20 protein-coding genes are annotated in these 16951 nt (G+C 57.6%); 11 read left to right on the top strand and 9 right to left on the bottom strand.

Annotated elements, in window-relative coordinates; translation table 11 throughout:
- Positions 1 to 112 precede the first annotated feature (112 nt).
- The 4 genes from MKZ35_RS09910 to MKZ35_RS09925 all read left to right on the top strand — a co-directional run bounded on the left by MKZ35_RS09910 (position 113) and on the right by MKZ35_RS09925 (position 3812).
- Positions 113 to 478 (top strand): DUF6370 family protein, encoded by a 366-nt coding sequence (locus MKZ35_RS09910; protein ID WP_482513109.1) that lies wholly within the window; start codon positions 113 to 115, stop codon positions 476 to 478.
- Positions 479 to 1215: 737 nt separating this feature from the next.
- Positions 1216 to 1665, top strand: a complete 450-nt coding sequence (locus tag MKZ35_RS09915) for a hypothetical protein (protein ID WP_482513111.1) — start codon at positions 1216 to 1218, stop codon at positions 1663 to 1665.
- Positions 1666 to 1837: 172 nt separating this feature from the next.
- On the top strand, positions 1838 to 2458 hold the full coding sequence (locus tag MKZ35_RS09920; RefSeq protein ID WP_482513112.1) for a hypothetical protein: 621 nt from the start codon (positions 1838 to 1840) through the stop codon (positions 2456 to 2458).
- Between the two features lie 220 nt (positions 2459 to 2678).
- Complete coding sequence (locus MKZ35_RS09925) at positions 2679 to 3812, top strand: AMP-binding protein (RefSeq protein ID WP_482513113.1); 1134 nt, start codon at positions 2679 to 2681, stop codon at positions 3810 to 3812.
- Between the two features lie 141 nt (positions 3813 to 3953).
- Here the strand turns inward: MKZ35_RS09925 and MKZ35_RS09930 are convergent, their stop codons facing one another.
- On the bottom strand, positions 3954 to 4643 hold the full coding sequence (locus tag MKZ35_RS09930) for a hypothetical protein (RefSeq protein WP_482513115.1): 690 nt from the start codon (positions 4641 to 4643) through the stop codon (positions 3954 to 3956).
- A 395-nt stretch (positions 4644 to 5038) separates the two neighbouring features.
- On the opposite strand from MKZ35_RS09930, the gene MKZ35_RS09935 reads away from it, so the two are divergent.
- From MKZ35_RS09935 to MKZ35_RS09960, 6 genes are all read left to right on the top strand, one after another.
- Positions 5039 to 5539 carry an ABA4-like family protein gene (locus MKZ35_RS09935; protein WP_482513116.1) on the top strand — a complete coding sequence of 167 codons (501 nt, stop codon included), beginning with the start codon at positions 5039 to 5041 and terminating at the stop codon, positions 5537 to 5539.
- Positions 5536 to 6414, top strand: coding sequence for a hypothetical protein (locus MKZ35_RS09940; RefSeq protein ID WP_482513117.1), 879 nt, complete (start codon positions 5536 to 5538; stop codon positions 6412 to 6414). Before MKZ35_RS09935 ends, MKZ35_RS09940 begins: the two co-directional genes overlap by 4 nt.
- Positions 6415 to 6923: 509 nt before the next feature.
- On the top strand, positions 6924 to 7580 hold the full coding sequence (locus MKZ35_RS09945; protein WP_482513119.1) for a sensor histidine kinase: 657 nt from the start codon (positions 6924 to 6926) through the stop codon (positions 7578 to 7580).
- 7 nt (positions 7581 to 7587) lie between these two features.
- A complete protein-coding gene (locus MKZ35_RS09950) occupies positions 7588 to 8139 on the top strand; it encodes a flavodoxin family protein (protein ID WP_482513120.1) in 552 nt (183 codons plus the stop codon).
- The gene (locus MKZ35_RS09955; RefSeq protein WP_482513121.1) at positions 8136 to 8321 is read left to right on the top strand and encodes a hypothetical protein; all 186 of its coding nucleotides are present in this window, start codon (positions 8136 to 8138) and stop codon (positions 8319 to 8321) included. The genes MKZ35_RS09950 and MKZ35_RS09955 overlap by 4 nt, the downstream gene beginning before the upstream one ends.
- A complete protein-coding gene (locus MKZ35_RS09960; protein WP_482513123.1) occupies positions 8258 to 8908 on the top strand; it encodes a LytR/AlgR family response regulator transcription factor in 651 nt (216 codons plus the stop codon). Before MKZ35_RS09955 ends, MKZ35_RS09960 begins: the two co-directional genes overlap by 64 nt.
- 25 nt (positions 8909 to 8933) lie before the next feature.
- Here MKZ35_RS09960 and MKZ35_RS09965 read toward each other — a convergent pair whose 3' ends face one another.
- The 8 genes from MKZ35_RS09965 to MKZ35_RS10000 all read right to left on the bottom strand — a co-directional run bounded on the left by MKZ35_RS09965 (position 8934) and on the right by MKZ35_RS10000 (position 16217).
- The gene (locus MKZ35_RS09965; RefSeq protein ID WP_482513124.1) at positions 8934 to 9524 is read right to left on the bottom strand and encodes a phosphatase PAP2 family protein; all 591 of its coding nucleotides are present in this window, start codon (positions 9522 to 9524) and stop codon (positions 8934 to 8936) included.
- 54 nt (positions 9525 to 9578) lie between these two features.
- Complete coding sequence (locus MKZ35_RS09970) at positions 9579 to 10379, bottom strand: LytR/AlgR family response regulator transcription factor (RefSeq protein ID WP_482513125.1); 801 nt, start codon at positions 10377 to 10379, stop codon at positions 9579 to 9581.
- A gap of 214 nt (positions 10380 to 10593) precedes the next feature.
- Entirely contained in the window at positions 10594 to 10950 is a 357-nt protein-coding gene (locus MKZ35_RS09975) for a hypothetical protein (protein WP_482513127.1), read from the bottom strand.
- Positions 10920 to 11657: a sensor histidine kinase gene (locus MKZ35_RS09980; RefSeq protein WP_482513129.1), complete on the bottom strand. Its 738-nt coding sequence runs from the start codon at positions 11655 to 11657 to the stop codon at positions 10920 to 10922. The genes MKZ35_RS09975 and MKZ35_RS09980 overlap by 31 nt, the downstream gene beginning before the upstream one ends.
- A gap of 252 nt (positions 11658 to 11909) precedes the next feature.
- Entirely contained in the window at positions 11910 to 12608 is a 699-nt protein-coding gene (locus MKZ35_RS09985; protein WP_482513131.1) for a hypothetical protein, read from the bottom strand.
- 467 nt (positions 12609 to 13075) lie between these two features.
- Positions 13076 to 15322, bottom strand: a complete 2247-nt coding sequence (locus MKZ35_RS09990) for a TonB-dependent receptor (protein WP_482513132.1) — start codon at positions 15320 to 15322, stop codon at positions 13076 to 13078.
- A gap of 138 nt (positions 15323 to 15460) precedes the next feature.
- Entirely contained in the window at positions 15461 to 16009 is a 549-nt protein-coding gene (locus tag MKZ35_RS09995; RefSeq protein ID WP_482513133.1) for a hypothetical protein, read from the bottom strand.
- Positions 15987 to 16217: a hypothetical protein gene (locus tag MKZ35_RS10000; protein ID WP_482513134.1), complete on the bottom strand. Its 231-nt coding sequence runs from the start codon at positions 16215 to 16217 to the stop codon at positions 15987 to 15989. The genes MKZ35_RS09995 and MKZ35_RS10000 overlap by 23 nt, the downstream gene beginning before the upstream one ends.
- Positions 16218 to 16434: 217 nt before the next feature.
- On the opposite strand from MKZ35_RS10000, the gene MKZ35_RS10005 reads away from it, so the two are divergent.
- Positions 16435 to 16944, top strand: a complete 510-nt coding sequence (locus tag MKZ35_RS10005) for a hypothetical protein (RefSeq protein WP_482513135.1) — start codon at positions 16435 to 16437, stop codon at positions 16942 to 16944.
- Positions 16945 to 16951 lie beyond the last annotated feature (7 nt).

Consider the following 16951-nt stretch of genomic DNA (forward strand, 5'->3'; position numbering starts at 1 on the left):
TATTTTGCCTAATGCAAAACTGCCTGTTCATAGTAGAGCAGGCAGTTTTTTTGTTACTTACACCTAGCAACTTATCACCGCCGATGCTTCTCGCTCTATAACCAGCAGCTCTATGAAATATTTGTTTGTGCTCCTTGCTTTCAGCTTTTTCGCAGCCTCGACTGCCCAAGCCCAGACGACCAAAGCGGTTGCCGATGTGGCCGCCACTCCCGACAAAGCGAAGGAAGTGATGATCGTAGATGCCGCGTGCGGGCAGTGCAAGTTGGGGCTGCCGGGCAAGGAATGTGATTTGGCGGTTCGAATGGATGGCAAATCGTATTACGTGGATGGATCACACATCGACGCCCACGGCGACGCCCACGCCAAAGACGGCTTCTGCAATTCTATCCGCAAGGCGGAGGTGCAGGGCGAAGTAGTAAATAACCGCTTCAAGGCAACTTATTTTAAGCTTCTGCCGGAGCCTGCTAAACGGCAATAATTATCTATTCAAGGCCTGATGACTAATCCAACTTGCAACAAGCCATTTATACTCACACCTAATTCAGCAAAACCAGCTACTCGTTCACCAACCCGTGCTCCTATAACCGTCACATGGAAGGTTGGGCCTCGCTCCTGACTAGGTGGATACTGCGAATGTGAATTCTTTTCCCACCGCCAACCAGCCCCGAGGCCGGAATAAACTTTTACGGTTGGGCGGCGCACATAGTATATATCGGTCCGCAGGAGCAGCGCCATTCCTTGAGTCTCTCTGCGATAAGCTGGCGACATAGCTGAAGTAGCCCGATAGTCCCAAGTCACTTTAGTGTAGGAAGCTTGTCCGCTAACAGCAATAACCCGACTAAAGAAGTAGCGGTATCCTACACTGATGGGTCCTAGCACCGATTTATCGGGCTTGAGGCTGGGGCTACCACCACTGCCCCACCCAAGATCACTATCGAACTCAAAAGCCAGTGGCGAACCCAAGCCATAAGCAGTATAAACCTCATGTGGGCGCTCCTGTGCCAGCAGAGCCCTTGAAGTTATTAATAACAGTAGCAGTAGTAGTAGTAGTAGTAGTAGTTTTTTCATATATGTATACCACTATTAATACATATAAAATATACAATTAATTATTTGTATAATCATAAAACAACTGCTTTTATATAAACCCGTATCGGTAGCTAGCAAGTAGTAGCAGTTGATACACTAACCAAAAATTGCCACGTAGCCTACCGCATGGCAGACCCCACATACGAAGAAGCTATCCGGCAAATTCGGCGCCTGCACTGGCTGCACTACCCCATACAGGCGGCGGTAATGGCCGCGCTGGTGCTGGCCGCTGGCCGCCGCACCGCCGGATCGGGAGCCGTGAATCCGCAGTTGGCTACGTGGCCGGCGCTCCTGTTGCTGGGGGGCTTATTGCTGCTGGTTGGCGTACTCGTTTACCTGGTTTCTTCGCAGATAAAACCGAACCTGCGCCGGCCAGAAGCCGAGAATTTTCGACTGTATAAGAGCCGTGTTTTTCTGCGTAATAGCCTGCTGGGCTTGGCGGGGCTGCCGCCGCTGGTCACGTATACGGTTACCAAAAGCCCGGTTGATCTGGTGTTTTTTGGGTGCTTGCTACTAACGCTTTGCATGGTGATGGCACCGTCGGCGAAGACGTATCAGCGGTGGCTGATTGGGTGAGAGATTACTTCACTAAAAATCATTTATATTCTCTTGGCTACGAAATTTTATTGAGTTTTGTAGTCATATCTTGACTAACAAAACGTGGAAAGACACCACACTACAAAGTTGTAATCTGTTCTGTGCCACTTTTATGAGAACTAGACTTTCTATACCAATAGCCTCTTTGTATTTGTTTTTACTGTGTACCGCCTTTCAATGTGGTGAGGACGTAGAGATAAATTATGAATACAATTTTAAGGAACAGGTGAATCTATTTCCGGCGCAAAAGAGCTACACTGTAGGAGACACAATTTGGTTAGAATATCGAAACCCAAACAAAACGTTGTTAGACCAACGGACAAACCAACCGATTGCGGTAGATTCGGTATCCGTTCAGTTTCAACTTTCTTATAATAGTAGATATGATGCACCTGTTAGTCCAGTAGGTGGTTTTTGCGATTTTGTTACGGCAAAAGGAGAGAGTATTACTGGTTATACCAGTCATTTCGGTACAGGGACTTTTCTGGAATTTGGGTGTAGCATACACAACAGCTACAGCTTCAAAATTGGGGTAGTGCCGAAGATCAAAGGTGTCTACAGTCTTGATTTACCTTTTCCAAGAGAAGTTAGCGCCTGCCCGAACCGGATTACCGGCTTTCCGCTTTCCTCAATTGAGTATCGATTTAATGTATCAGATGGTAACAAGGATGTGTATCTGGCTATCCCCTCACACAAAAGAGGAGAATCCGTGAAAGGGCACACCGAGGAGCAAATAGATAATAAGCTAGTTTTTATGTTTAAGGTAGACTAGCAGCTACACAAATTCTGCTAATGCGAGCTTCCCCCGCAGTCGCTCGGCTGTGCCGAGTGACGCTTATGCCTGAGCAGCTGTGCTGCGAACCGTGCGCGCCGTCTGCACTAACACAGCCCAACGACGCAGACGCACGTAGCATAGCTACTTGAGCGCAACAGTCACTCGGCGCAGCCGAGCGACTGCGTAGAATCCTGGCCCACTCACCTGTTCCGTCTGCATGGCTGCTTCCCCTCTCCTCCCCGATTCCCTCCTGCTCAACGGCCGCGAGTTTCGCTACGCCGACATCAAGCAATACCCCGCCAACAGTCCTGTGGACCTGAATGGCTACGAGGCCAAGGTGCTGGATTTCTGCCGGCAGTGGCTGAATGGGACGTTGGAATTTGGTCTGCAAACTTCCGGCTCGACGGGGGAGCCCCAGCGGATAACACTGCGGCGGCAGCAGCTTGCGGCTAGTGCCCACCGTACTGGTGACTACTTCGACCTGGGCCCCGGCGACCGAGTGCTGGTGTGTTTGAACTGCGAGTACGTGGGCGGGCTGATGATGCTGGTGCGCGGCCTGGAGCTGAATCTGCATCTGACTATCGTGGAGCCCCACGCCGACCCGCTGGCCTTGGTGCCGGCTGAGGCGGCGTTTGACTTCGCTTCGTTCGTGCCGTTGCAGCTACGCACGGTGCTGGACAACGGGCACGCGGCGCGGCTGAATACCATGAAGGCTATTCTGGTAGGCGGCGCGGCTGTGGAAAGCAGTTTGCAACAGGCTACTCAGGCCCTCACGGTGCCCGTGTACCACACCTACGGCATGACCGAAACGGCCTCGCACATTGCGCTACGTCGCTTAAACGGCCCTGACGCTTCATCAACATACAAGGTGCTGCCCGGCATTCACATAGACCAGGACGAGCGCGGCTGCCTCACCGTGCGCGCCGACATTACCAACGACCAGCTCATCACGACCAATGACCAGGTGCGCCTGCTGCCCGAAGAGCACGCGTTTGAGTGGCTGGGGCGCGTCGATTTCGTAATTAACTCCGGGGGCGTGAAGGTGCAGGCCGAAAAGGTAGAGCTGGTGCTGGAAGTAGCCTTGGCCGAACTCAATTTGCCCCCCAGACGCACCTTCGTGGCCGCCCGGCCCGATGAGCGGCTGGGCGAGCAGGTAACGGCTTTTCTGGAAGGTGAACCGCTATCTGCAACGCAGGAAGAGCAGCTGCTGGCCCTCCTCGCTGAGCGGCTGGGCCGCTACGAGCGACCCCGTGAGCTGGTATACGTGCCTCAATTCAAGACGACGGCCTCCGGCAAGCTGGACCGGCGCGGCACCATGCGGGCTTCTTCAACGAGTGGCCTCAACCCTTAACCCCGGTTCGCTTGATGCGCGAAGTCCTAGGGGAGAAGGGGAACTAGTCTTTAGCATCTCTAACTGCTAATTCATTTTAGTCCTTTAGAATTAGAGCTAGTTCCCCTTCTCCCCCGGAGAAGGGGCTAGGGGTTGAGGCAGCTACTTTTCCCACTCCTCCCGGCGCAAAGCTTCCTGCGATAAAAGCTTCTGCCGGCCCCGTGCGATTTTATATAAATCGCCCAGAAACAGCTTTACCCGACCATAGAAGATGACACCGCTTAGCTCGTCTTCCAGCTTATCGTTGATGAATAGCATCTGGCGGTAGCCCGCGCCCCCACCCAGGCCCAGCCACTTGAACACCCGGTAATGGCTGACGATGGAAGGCTCCAGGATATAAATCTGGTCTTTGGGCGAACGGCGCACGCTGCCGTCGGGCAATTGGTAGCGGGAGTAAAACTTGCCCACGCCGAGCTGCATGGGCGTGCTCAGCTCCCAGCGCGGGTTGCCGATGAGCACGTACTCGCCATAGCCCACCAAGTAGCGGAAACGCAGCTCGTCGCGGGTGGTGGGGGGCAAATCGGGGGGTAAAGGGGCATCGGTGGGCACGCCACCGCTGAGCAGGTACACGCCCAGGCCGGCCCGCAAGCGCCCGTTCCACTCAATACCGCCTTTCAGCCCGTTTATGCCAACCACCTTGCCATTGAGCAACGAAAACCGCTGGTCGAACTGAAACACTGGCCGACGATGGCTTTGGCGCACAAAGGTGCTGTCGGGCACCACGGGCGAGGCCGTTAGGTGGGCCGCCAGCGTGGCAGTTGCCGGTGCTGGCAGCAACAGTAACAACAACATTACCAGCTTATTCACAGGCGAATAGTACGCGACCACCAGGTAGCAATATGTGAGCGGAAGATTTGGCGACGAGCGGCTGACACAGCCGGAGCGGCAAATCTGACTGAGCTTGGGTGCTTTGATTCAACGCAGTTATGCCCCATGGGTTATCGACTGACGGAGGCAAAGCCGGGGCAAGTCAATAGAAATTATCCTCAAAGAAATTCCTATTGACTTGTCATGCTGTTTGGTAGCAGTAGGCCCGCAGCAGCCCTCAAAGAAATTCCTTGTTCGCAATTTGCTCCGGCACGCGGCTACGTTTCACCACAGAAATCCGTCGGTTCACCTGGCGCGGGGTCGGCTTCACTTGGATTGGAATTTCCGTGAGGAAAAATGGTGGGTAGTTTAGGCAAAAAATGCCCCCCACTATGCTTACGCCTGCTACTCTGTTTTCTGTTGCCAACGCCGTAGCCATGCTGGGGTGGGTCTTGCTGCTGCTAGTGCCGCGGTGGGCCGGCACGCGGCGCGTGGTGCTTAGTGGGGCCTTGCCGCTGGGCCTGGCAGTAGCATATGCGGTGGTGATTGGGGTGCACTATGCTGGTTCGCAGGGCAGCGTGGGGGGCTTTTCTTCGCTGGCTGAGGTCGCGCTGCTGTTCCAGGACCCGTGGGCGCTGCTGGCGGGCTGGGTGCATTATCTGTGCTTCGATCTGGCCGTGGGCGCGTGGTCTGTGCGCGATGCCCACCGCCGTGCGGTGCCGCACCTGCTGCTGATTCCGTGTCTGCTGTTCACCTTCATGCTTGGGCCCATGGGGATGCTGCTGTATGCCATCGTACGCCGCTTTTATCCACTGAATTTGCCCACCAGCCCCGCCCCAACCCTGAATTCTGTTCGCTCATCTTATTCATCGCAGGTATGAAAACGCTCCTTTTCGCTTCCGGCAATTCCGCTTCATTTACCCCCCGCCGTCCGTTGCTCCTGAGTTCGGGCCAGGACCTGCGCGAGTGGCTAGTTATTCTGCACCGCTGCAACCCCGTGTTGTCGTGGGCTGGCTGGCTGAGTGTGGGCTTGGCCGTGGTAGCCCTGACCCTGGCGCCTTTTGATGAGCGCGTAGTGACGGGCCTCAACGTCTGGTTCAAGCCTCTCAAATTTTCCCTTTCCAACGTCATCTATCTGTGGTCGGTGGGCTGGCTGCTGGCCGATTTGCCTGCTCCCGCCCAGCGGGCCGTAAGCCGAATCAGCTGGGGCATAGCCATCAGCATGACGGCCGAAATTGTGGCTATTTTCCTGCAGTCCGTTCGTGGCACTACTTCCCACTTCAACAACAGCTCCGCCTTCGACGGCCTCGTATTTGCCGCCATGGGCATTTTTATTGCCATCAATACCATCCTGCTGGCGTGGGCCCTGTATCTGATGCTGCGCCACCGGCCATTTGGGTCGGCTAGCTACGTGTGGGGCATGCGCCTGGGGCTGCTGCTGTTTTTGCTGGGCAGCGCCATTGGTGGGGCCATGATTGGGCAAGGCGGCCACACCGTGGGCGCCCCCGATGGCGGTGCCGGCCTGCCGGTGCTGGGCTGGAGCACCCGCGCCGGCGATTTGCGCGCCGCCCACTTTCTGGGTTTGCACGCCTTGCAGGCAATTCCTTGGGTGGGTTGGCTGCTGGGCCGCACGGCACTTAATGGGCGCGCTGGTGCCCAAACAGCAAGCATTTTTGCTTTCGCGGCGCTCTATGCCGGCGGGGTGGCCCTGCTGTATTGGCGGGCGCTGAGTGGTCTGCCGCTGCTTTCGCACTAAGGGAAAGTGCGTAAGTTGCCGCCAGGCCCACGGGGGCCAAAACCCACGCCGCTCATGCAAGACCGTCAGTTACTGCTGTTTGGAATTCCGATTGTAAGCGTGCTCATGCTGCTTTCCGAGGCCGAGTATGCCTTCCAGTCTGTTGCCGCTTTCCTGGTTAGCTGGCCCATTTCGCTCGTTTATACGCTTATCATTTGGCTGGGAACCCGCGCCATCTGGCAACGGCTGATTCGCCGTTTTCCGAATGTGGGCCAGACGGCAGTGCGCCTGTGGTGGCTGGCCGCTGCCTGCCTGCTCTACGCCAGTCTGGCCACGGTTATTATCACGGTAGGGTTGACGCTTGTGTTACCCGTAGAAATTTTTGGGGTGCTGAGTGCCGAACGAATTTTCGTGCAAGTAGTAATGAATCTGGTGCCTACCTCGGTGGTGCTGCTCGTGTACGAGAGCCAGCATTTTTTCGGGAGTGGGAGCAGAATGTACGGCGGGCTGAGCAGCTTACCCAGGCGGGGGTGCAAAGTCAGCTCGAAGCCCTGCAAAACCAGCTGGACCCGCACTTCCTGTTTAATTCCCTCAACACGCTCTCTGCCCTTATTGAGCCCGGCAATGCGGCAGCGCAGGAGTTTGTGGAGCAGCTGGCCGATGTATACCGCTACGTGCTGCTCAGCCGCGACAAAGTGACGGTGCCACTAGCTGAGGAGCTGGCTTTCGTGGATACCTACGTGGCCCTGCAAAAAGTCCGTTTTCGCGACAACCTGCGGGTGGAGCAGCACATTCCGGCCGAAGCCCTGGAGCAACATGTGGCCCCGCTGAGTGTGCAGCTGCTAGTAGAAAATGCGCTCAAGCACAACGTCGCCTCGCGCGAAAACCCGCTAGAGCTGCGCCTCACCGCCGACCCGGCTACGGGCTACTTTACCGTAGAAAATATCCTGCGCCCGCGCCTGGCAGGTTTGGCGCCGGGCACGGGCACCGGCCTGCGCAATGTGCGCAACCGTTACGAGCTGCTAAATGCCCCCAGCCAGTGGAAATCAGCGCGGCGGATCAGTGGTTTCGAGTGCGGCTGCCGCTGTTGGGACTTCGGTAAGGTGCGGGGGCTTTTTGGCCGTCGCCGTATCGGTGGGGCGTATTACTTTAGATGCTTGCCAACTGCTTTCTTTCTCAGAAATTAATGACTGAATGGCTTCATTGATAAGTTCTTCGTCTCCTATTCCCCTGCTGATAATTCTGGGCAGCGCCCGACCCGGTGGCGACACCCGCCACTTGCTGGAAGCGGTGCTGCCGCCTGTTCCGTATGTCCTTATCGATTTGCTCGATTCGCCCGTCGCGCCGTACAGCTACGTTCAGGCTTATCCTGCCACTGATACCTTTTCGCATCTGGCAGACCTTCTCTTACGCCACCCCGTCATTCTGTTCGCCACGCCAGTATATTGGTATAGTATGAGCGGCTTGATGAAAAACTTCTTTGACCGACTCACCGACCTCACTACTACGCACAAGCACCTAGGCCGGCAACTAGCCGGCCGTCAGGTGTTTCTCCTGGCCACTGGCTCCGACCCGGAACTACCAACCGGATTTGAGGTTCCTTTCAGGTTAACGGCAACTTATTTTAACATGGCGTTTGCAGGCAGCTTTTATCAGTCCACCAAGCAGCCTTTCGCAAGCACAGCAGCTCAGCAGTTTGCCCGCCACCTTGCCTCCACGTTAGAGGCTTACTCTTCTCACTCATGACCGTTTTAGTGCTCGAAGATGAGTACCCAGCCGCAGAGCGCCTCCAGCGGCTACTCCATCAGGCGGCACCCGAAGCTAAGGTTGTAGCCGTGCTGGACAGCGTGACGGCAGGCTTAGCGTGGCTGAAAGCAAATTTGCCCCCGACCTTATTCTGGCTGATATTCACCTGGCCGATGGACTGAGCTTGGAGCTGTTTGAGCGCACTGTCGTGCGCAGCCCGGTCATCTTTACCACGGCGTATGATGCCTATGCTATTCGGGCTTTCAAAACGAACAGCATCGATTATTTGCTGAAGCCCATTAAGCTGGCCGAGCTGGCGGCGGCCCTTACCAAGCTGGAGCAATGGCGGGCGCCAGCTGCTCCGCCCCCACCCGACGCGGCCCAGCGCCTGGAGCGCCTGCTCGACAGCCTGCCCCGCCCCGATCAGCCCTACAAATCCCGCTTTCTGGTGCGCAGCGGGGAGCAGCTATTGCCCCTGCCCGCCGGGCAAATTGCCTGGTTTCAGAGCCGCAACGAGGTCACGACGCTGGCAGCGCTGGATGGCCGCCGGTTTGTGGTAGACTACACGCTGGAACAGCTGGAAAGCTTACTGGACCCGCGCCAGTTTTTTCGACTTAACCGGCAGTTTGTGGCGCATTTGCAGGCCGTGCAGCGCCTGCATCCTTATTTCAACGGCAAGCTGAAGCTGGATTTGGCCCCCAGCCCTACTGATGAAGTGGTGGTGAGCCGGGAAAAAGCCGGCGTATTTAAGCAGTGGCTGGAAGGCTAGCTCACCGCCTCGGCACCAGCTCTCATTACCTCAACAACAGCCACAACGCTCCTCCTGCCACTATACCTACCCCAGCACCCACCAGCAGCTCAAGCGCCGAGTGGCGCCCTAGTACCAGCCGCGAGGTTGCGACCAAGCTGGCTAGGCCTAGCCCTACCGTGCCCCAACGGGCATTCAGCGTGAGCAAGGTGTACGCCATGAAGAAAGACATGGCTGCGTGCAAGGATACTTTCAGGCGAAAATTGACTAGAAAGCAGGCTGCCAGCAAGCCCCAGCCAGCCAGCATTCCGTAGCGAAACGCGGCTGCCACCCGCGCCAAAAAGAGCAGGGCGGTAGCAATACCCAGCAGACTTAGTAGCAAGGGATAAAACGAGTGCCGCTGCTCCCGCACCGAAACGTCGAAGTTGGTGTACGCCCCTGTTCGCATTTGTCGGTAGTTCCACGCAGCTAGGGGCAACAGCACGAGGCCAATAATTCCGGCTGTCGTCCACCGCGCGGCTGGGGGGTCTAGCAAACGAAAGGCAGCAAAGGTCACAAAGGCCGCCACCGTGAGCAGCGGGTGCCCCAGCCCCGATATCCACGAAGCGACCCATTGTAACCTGCGACGTGAGAGCATGGTAGCTTGTCCTATCATCTGGCAATAAGTATCTAGTCAACGTTGTTACTCCTATTACCTATCCAGCCACGCTTTGAAAGCCGGCACCCGCTCGCGGCTCACCAGCACGGGACCCTCAGGGCAATGCTGAAGTACGGTTTGCAGGCGGGAGTTGGTGTAATGAATGATATCCTGAATGGCGCTGGCCTGGGCGAGATACGTGCGGTTGAGGCGGAAGAACTGGCGCGGGTCGAGCAGGGTTTCCAGCTGTTCTAATGTATAATCCACCACAAACCGACGGTTCTCGCGGGTCTGGATCAGGGTGGCTTTTTCGAGGCTGAAAAAGTAAGCTATCTGCTCCGTGGCAATGGTTTTGAGATGCTCACCCACCCGCACCACGAATTGTTCTTTGTAGGCGGGGCGGGCTTGCATCTGCTGTAGTACCTGCGCCAGCAGAGCCGCATCAAAAGCGGTAGCGGGCGTGGCTGCCTGGGCGGAGCCACGCCGCTCGCGCAGCTTCTGCACGGCCGCCTGCAATTCAGCGGTATCAATGGGTTTGAGCAGATAATCCACGCTATTCACCTTGAAAGCCCGAATAGCATATTGGTCGTAAGCGGTGGTGAAGATAACCGGACAGGGCACCGTGGTCTGCTCAAACAGCTCGAAGCTCAGGCCATCAGCCAGGTGAATATCCAGAAACAGCACGTCGGGCGCGGGTTGCAGCGTATCGAGCAGCACCTTGGCCGCCGCCACCGATTCGGCCGTGGCAATCACCTCCACCATCGGCTGCTGCCGACGCAACAGTTCCGTTAGTCGCCGGGCCGCGAGAGGTTCATCTTCGATGATAAGAGCACGCAGCGCAGGTGAAGTCAGCATGTGTAGTGGGGTAGTTTCGTCTGCCCTGGGGGGCTTTTTGGCAAGCATTAAGGCAATCAGCAATGTTGGTTTAAACTTTCAAAACTGTCATGCTGAGCGGAGCCGAAGCATCTCTACTGCTTCGTTGTAGTGCTATTGATTAGTAACCAGGAGAGATGCTTCGGCTCCGCTCAGCATGACGGCCAAATATTTTAGAGAGCATTGGACCAAGCCATTACCCTAACTCTAACAGCGGCAGCGTCACGACAAACTCGGTGGCGGTGGGCTGAATGAGCATGGGCTGTTTGGTTAGAAAAGCGTAACGGGCTTGTAGGTTGCGCAGGCCCAGACCGCTGGCTTCCTCGGGGCTGAGGCGTCGCGGGCGTAGGGTGTTGCGCACGGTGAGTTGCCGGGCTGCTAGGTTCAGTTCAAAGCTGATATGCAGGGGTTGCTGCTGCAAGGCGATGTTGTGCTTGAGCGCATTTTCCAGGAGCAGCTGTAGGCTCAAGGGCGGCACTACCAGATGAGCTGGCACGCTGCCGGGGTCGGGCAGCTCGGCCTTTAACGCCTCGCCGTAGCGAATACGCTGCAAAAAAGGTACGCCTTGGCAAACTCCAGCTCATCAGCAAGGGGCACCACTTCCCGGCCCTGGGCATCGAGCACGTAGCGGTACACCTGGGAAAGCTGCCGGATGAAGCGCACGGCCAGCTGGGGCTCCTCTTCCACCAGGGAGGTCAGGGCATTCAGGGCATTAAACATGAAATGCGGATCGAGCTGCTGGCGCAGGGTTTGGGCTTCGGCCTGGGCCATTTCCTTTTGCAGCCGCTCGGTTTGTACCAGGGCTTCGCGCCAGCCCAGCAGGAAAGACCGGCTGTGCATGAACATGGAAATAAGGGCCGTAATCGACAGCGGAAACAGATAGCCACCAATATTCTGGGGCGAAAACAACAAGGCCGGATTCTGGCCCCGATAAAGGATATAGCCCAGGCGCACAATCAGAATCACCACCAAAGAGCCCCCCAGCGACACCAGTAGCGTGAGGGCGAAGCGCTTGGCTGGGGCCTGCTTCCAGCTCACGTATTGATCGAGCCAATCCACGGAGTACCCATTGACCAGCCAGAGCCCCGTAGTGTAGAGCGTGGTGAGCGCGAAGTTCAACAGCATTTTCTGCGGCTTGTCCAGACAATCGAGGCAGGTAAAAATGCTGATGGTGACCGAAACCGAGAGCAGCGGCAGGATCACGCGCAGCCAGGCGTGGGTGGCCTGTCTGGGGGGCATGATGGGAGCGTGTGCGGACATAGAGCAGGCGTGAACACCAGGCGCAAGCGTGGGAAGGCTGGCAAGATACGGGCGGGAAGTCATGGGTCAGGCGGAAAGGCTGTTCTTTAATAAATCGGGCCGAGCATCGGCACCAAGCTAAACAACATCGCCAGCGTGCCACACAGAATATGTAAACCGATATTGAGTTGATGCAGCAGGTCCATGATGACAAAAGTCAGGCAGATAACATGGCCCCCGACGCTGCCCTTGCAACGCCGAAGGCCACGCAGGCTACTTGCTGATCTGGGCGCTGGCGGCGGCCTGCTCGTAGGCTTTCAACCGGCCCAACACTTGACGCTCACCCCATCCGGGCGCCAGGGGGCCGCTGGGCTGGAAGGCAGCAAACCGGGTTTTAGCTTCATCAAATACTGGCTTAGCGGCCTCCGCGCCCCCACCAAACATTTTGGGTGTAAAGTAAATGTTGTTGCCCAGCACCAGATAAATGCGCGGATTGGCTGGATTGATCTTTTTGGCCTGACCAAGCACCTCATTCACCATACCCGAGTACTTCATGGAACGAACCATGGGCGAAATGCCCAGCCGCGCCTGGTAGATGTAGCCTTGCAGCACCAGCAGCTCCGATTCGTCGCCGCGCAGCTTGCGGGCCTGGGCTAATGCGGCTTCCGCCCGATCGAGGTATTTGTCCTTTATGTCTCCGTCTTCTTTGCTTTGGAAGGCTGTAAGCAGGTAGCTGTAAGCCTGATAGTAGGGAGGCAGCCAATCGGTAGGCACAGCCACCGCAGCGCGCTCAAACTTGCTAGCTAGCTGCTTGAGCTGGGCAGGGTCGCCGGTGCTGTTTAGCTCCGTGATAGTGGCTGCCATCATCTCGGTGTAGCCGGCGGGCGCGGCAGTTATGGGTGTGGCAGTTTGCTGGGCGAAGGTCGAGAAGGAAGCGGCAACAAGGGCCAGCAGGAGGATGAGCTTTTTCATGATTTTCAGAATAAGAGAAGTGAGGAAAAACGCGCTGTGGAACAACTGCGTCAAAGATGGGCCGGCGCTGAGGCTGGAAAAATTTTCTGTTACCGAAGTGTCGGATGAGTAGGATGAAGCGGCGGAAGCGGTGGATGAGGGCTCAACGATTGGCCTCACCCCCGGCCCCCGGTTCGCTTAATGCGCGAAGCCTAAGGGAGAGGGGGAGCCACACGCTCGGCCTGCGCAGCCCCTTCGGCTCTCGCCTCAGGCACTGCTACCACGCTATCAGAGAAGGAATAGAAAAAGCCCACGACAGCAAGTTGTGGGCTTTTTTTGATGCTTAACTTATCACAACACCTATCCGGTAGCGGTTGCGGAGGCGGCAGCCGACGCAGCTGCGGAGGCCGAGCGCCTGGCTCCCCCTTCGCCGCTTAATACGCGGAATCCTAGGAGAGGGGCCGGGGGTGAGGCTAACCGTCAGGCCCCTACTCCGGAGCCGTATTAATATCAGCTGGCCGCTTCTTATTGATGGAGATGAGCAAAGCCACGAACACCATACGCGGGGCCGAAGGCCGCACGGCCGTGCGCGCATATCGCCCGCTGGCGTCGGGCTGGGCGGCGTAGCGGTAGCCAAACACATTCTCGCGCCCCAGCACGTTGGTGCACGATACGTGCACGATGGTGAAGTTTTTCCAGATCGTGGTCAGGTAGCTGGCATTCACGCTAAAGTCCTGGAAGCTGGGCAGGCGGCCCTGGTTGTAGCCAGCGGCTTCGTTGGGGTTGTGGTAGGCGCGGGGGCTGTTGTAGGTGTAGGTAGCGCCTACCTGCGTGTGCAGCTTGGAAATCCAGTACTTGCCTACCACCGACAGGTTGTGGCGCGCGGCGAAGGTGGGCACGGCCAGCACCGGGTCGAGGCGTTGCTGGCGGCGCGTGTCTACCAGGCCGTAGCTTACCCAGTAATCGGCATTCTTGATGGTTGTGCGGTCGCGCCAGAGTACATCCACGCCGCGGGCGTAGCCGTGGCCGGTGCTGCGGTAGGTGGTGGGGTCGAAGGGCGTGAGCAGGTTCTGGGGGGCATTTTCAGCGTAGCGCACGAGCTGGCCGTAGGTTTTGGAGTAAGCCTCCACCCGCAGCGTGCGGTCGTGGTAGCTGCGGAGGTAAGTAAGCTGGAAGTGCTGAGCCCGCTCGAAGCGTAAGTCCCGCACCTGGGCGGCACGCAGCAATAAGTCAGCGGCGGGAGTTTGATAAAAGTAGCCCCAGGCCCCCGAGAGCTGCGTTTTTTCATCTACTTGATAAGCCAGTGCCAAGCGGGGAGCTGCATTCCAGCGGTTCAGTATTCCCGAGTATTCGGCCCGGCCACCTACCCGGCCTACGAGCTTGTTGCTGAAGGCAATGTCTGACTCAGCAAAGCCAGCCATGCGCTGTTCCGTGAAGCGGAAGGAAGTATCCTGGGGGGCAAATTCGTAGCGTTGCTCGTTGCCTTGCACCAGGCCTTCGACGCCTAGTTTTAAATTGAAGCTGGCACTGGCCGAATCATTCGTGAGCACCAGCCGACCCACCAGCGACTGCTCTAGCTCGCGGTGTGCCTGGTCGCGCACTGCCTGGGTTTGGGTATCGCGGACAGCAATACGGGCTGTTTGCACATCCCGCGTGGCAGCAGCACCCGTCTGCACCGACCAGCCCCGCCGGAGCGGACTCCGAAACGTGGTATTCAGGTACACGTTGTTCGCTTCCAGATTCACCGGCCGGCCTCCTTCCCATTCTACCTCCGGCTGACGCACCCCGATACGCTGCTGGTTGAACGCACCATAGGCCTTTACCAGGCCCGCCTCGCCCGTACGCTGGCGCAGCGCCACCGAGCCACCCGACGATTGAAATGCCGTGAGCAGCTGCTGGGGCACCAGCCCGAAATAAGGCCGCATGTTCATGTAGTCGCCCGTCACGGCCACCGACGAGCGCTCATAGCGCTGCTGGTGCGATAAGCTCAGCGCCCCCAGCGAGAGCAGTGAAATACCCGTCTGCGTTTCGGGGGCCAAATCTTCGGACTGCAACGCCACAATAGCCGATAGCGCCTGCCCGTACTCGGCCGAGTAGCCGCCCGTGCTGAAGGCCATGCCTTTGAATAGCATCGGCGAAAAACGCCCCCTGGCCGGCACCCCGGCTACGCTGGCATTATACGGGCTTTGCAAAGGCACCCCATCCAGGTATTGCCGGGTTTCGCCGGCGGCCCCGCCCCGCACAAACAGGCGGCCTTCTTCTCCGTTGCGGGTGGTGCCGGGCATCGTGTTCAAGGCGCCCGCCACGTCGGCGGAAGCACCGGCGGTAGTCACTACATCGCGCGATGAAAAAACGATGTTGCGCTTGTCGCCGCCGGCCTCGAAAGTGCCGGAGGTAATAGTCACGGTGCCGAGCTGGTTGCGCGTTTCCTTTAAGGCAAAAGCGAAGCGCTGAGCGGTACCGTCGAGTACAATTACTTGTTCCTGAGCCTGGTAGCCAAGCAGCGTAACAACCAGCGGCAGTGTGCCGTTCTGCCGGGTACTGAAGCGAAAGCGCCCCAGCGAATCGGTGCTGGCGCCATCAAAAGTGGTTTTTAGGAAAACGTTTACGCCCGGTAGCGCCCGCCCGCTTTGGTCGCGGACTGTACCAGTAAGCGTAGTGGTGGCTGTTTGGGCGGCTAAATGGCCGACAGTGGTGGCTAGGAATAGAAGCAGCGGGAGGAGGATTCGTTTCATTGGGGTAGCAGCGAAGTAATGACCAAAAGTGGTCGGCTGCTAAGCCGGATGAAAAGAAAGGTTACTGAAGTGTCGGATAAGCCAGATGAAGCGTTTGCAAACCCGCCCGTGCCAGCGGAGGAACAGGCTTGCAGCCCGTTAGTTGCCCCGCGAGCCGGCTTCCGCATCAGGACCTTCCCAGTACGCCAGCGCGACGCGGTGCTCCTGATAGACGCGGTTCATCAGTACTGAATCGGGGTCGATAACGAGGTAGATGCAGGTGCCTTTTTCGCGGGCGTAAGGGTTGAGCACGGTGCCAACTCGCCGAAGTTCCCGGCTATGGGCCGCAACGCCCTCGGGCTTATTGTCTTCGATGAGCAGCAGCTGACGAAAAGGGCGAATCGGGCGGGCCGGAAACCAGAACAGATAGGAGCCATTGAAGCTGTGAGCGGCGGGCATATCGCGGTGACGATTGTAGTAGTTGATGGCCCCAGCCTGGCCGTAGTTGTCGCATTTGATAAGGGTGAAGCGGCGCGTCGAGTCGGGCAGTGTTTGATGGGCACCCCACACTTTATCGTCCAGCTCCTGCCAGCCCAGCATATCGGCAAAATCCTGGGGCAGCGGGTGGTCCTGGCCGTCTTCCCAGCGTAGCACGCCCGTGCCCCGGTACGCCGCCCCGATGCGCTCAAGCGGGCCCGGCCCAAACAAGGTGAAGGCGTACGGTAGCAGCGTGGGTAAGCCAGGCCTGCACGGCCGTGAGCGGCGGCAGCTCCAGGTAGCCCCAGGCCAGGTGACGGCCGTAGTTGAGGTAGAGATATTCGTCGCGGTGCAGCTCGTAGGCGGGACTAGCCAACCCAAAGCCGGACCCAAACTTTACCAAAGCCAGCAGCACTGGCAGGAGACGGGAAAATTTCATACCTTGAAGATAGCCCCAGCGCTATGTAGTATACAAGCTGCTACAGGTGGCCTAGGCTTCACGAAGAATGGCTTCGATATAGAAGCTGTGATGAAAAGCAATGCTGCTCCGCCCGTGCCCCAACCTAGCCCAGGTATTTGTCGTTGCAAAAACCCCCTTTCCTTAGTAGTCAAAGCCCTGGCCACCTGTCATTCCCCACTCCAAATTCCGACTTGCTATGACGCACACTGTAATCGGCGTTTTTGAAGACGCCAACATCGCCAACAAAGCCCTCCACGCCCTCACCAGCCAAGGCGTTGGGCGTGAGCACATTGATGTCTCAACGGCCGATACTACGCAAGACAACCCCACGGGCGAGTTTCCCGAAAACGACTCCTTCCATAACTTTTTCCGTGCTCTGTTTACCGGCCACGAGAAAGACGTGCAAGACCATGCCGCCGCCGCCCACTGCGGCACTACGCTAACGGTGCACGTACCTTCCCGCCAGAATGCCGAGCAGGTGCAGCAAATTCTTGATCAGCACGGTGCCGTGAATGCCCATGAATACGCCCGCCGCTACGTTACCAAACACGGTGGCGTGCCGCTTTCGGCTCATGGGCCGGCCCCGTTCCCTCACTCAGATCCTACCGCTTCTCCTACGCCCGAAACCCAGCCTGAAGCTAATAATACGGTGTTGCGCAGTCGCATCATCGACCGGCCTATCGAGGACAACCACCGTTTACGCTAGGCGTCAT

It is taken from the genome of Hymenobacter sp. R533113 (assembly GCF_056835965.1).

Coding starts and splice junctions, on each gene's coding strand:
- MKZ35_RS09925 (WP_482513113.1), top strand. CDS start 2,679: ATGGCTGCTTCCCCTCTCCTCCCCGATTCCCTCCTGCTCAACGGCCGC.
- MKZ35_RS09915 (WP_482513111.1), top strand. CDS start 1,216: ATGGCAGACCCCACATACGAAGAAGCTATCCGGCAAATTCGGCGCCTG.
- MKZ35_RS09980 (WP_482513129.1), bottom strand. CDS start 11,657: ATGTCCGCACACGCTCCCATCATGCCCCCCAGACAGGCCACCCACGCC.
- MKZ35_RS09965 (WP_482513124.1), bottom strand. CDS start 9,524: ATGCTCTCACGTCGCAGGTTACAATGGGTCGCTTCGTGGATATCGGGG.
- MKZ35_RS09940 (WP_482513117.1), top strand. CDS start 5,536: ATGAAAACGCTCCTTTTCGCTTCCGGCAATTCCGCTTCATTTACCCCC.
- MKZ35_RS09930 (WP_482513115.1), bottom strand. CDS start 4,643: ATGTTGTTGTTACTGTTGCTGCCAGCACCGGCAACTGCCACGCTGGCG.
- MKZ35_RS09950 (WP_482513120.1), top strand. CDS start 7,588: ATGGCTTCATTGATAAGTTCTTCGTCTCCTATTCCCCTGCTGATAATT.
- MKZ35_RS09970 (WP_482513125.1), bottom strand. CDS start 10,379: ATGCTGACTTCACCTGCGCTGCGTGCTCTTATCATCGAAGATGAACCT.
- MKZ35_RS09910 (WP_482513109.1), top strand. CDS start 113: ATGAAATATTTGTTTGTGCTCCTTGCTTTCAGCTTTTTCGCAGCCTCG.
- MKZ35_RS09935 (WP_482513116.1), top strand. CDS start 5,039: ATGCCCCCCACTATGCTTACGCCTGCTACTCTGTTTTCTGTTGCCAAC.
- MKZ35_RS10000 (WP_482513134.1), bottom strand. CDS start 16,217: ATGAAATTTTCCCGTCTCCTGCCAGTGCTGCTGGCTTTGGTAAAGTTT.
- MKZ35_RS09990 (WP_482513132.1), bottom strand. CDS start 15,322: ATGAAACGAATCCTCCTCCCGCTGCTTCTATTCCTAGCCACCACTGTC.
- MKZ35_RS10005 (WP_482513135.1), top strand. CDS start 16,435: ATGACGCACACTGTAATCGGCGTTTTTGAAGACGCCAACATCGCCAAC.
- MKZ35_RS09955 (WP_482513121.1), top strand. CDS start 8,136: ATGACCGTTTTAGTGCTCGAAGATGAGTACCCAGCCGCAGAGCGCCTC.
- MKZ35_RS09985 (WP_482513131.1), bottom strand. CDS start 12,608: ATGAAAAAGCTCATCCTCCTGCTGGCCCTTGTTGCCGCTTCCTTCTCG.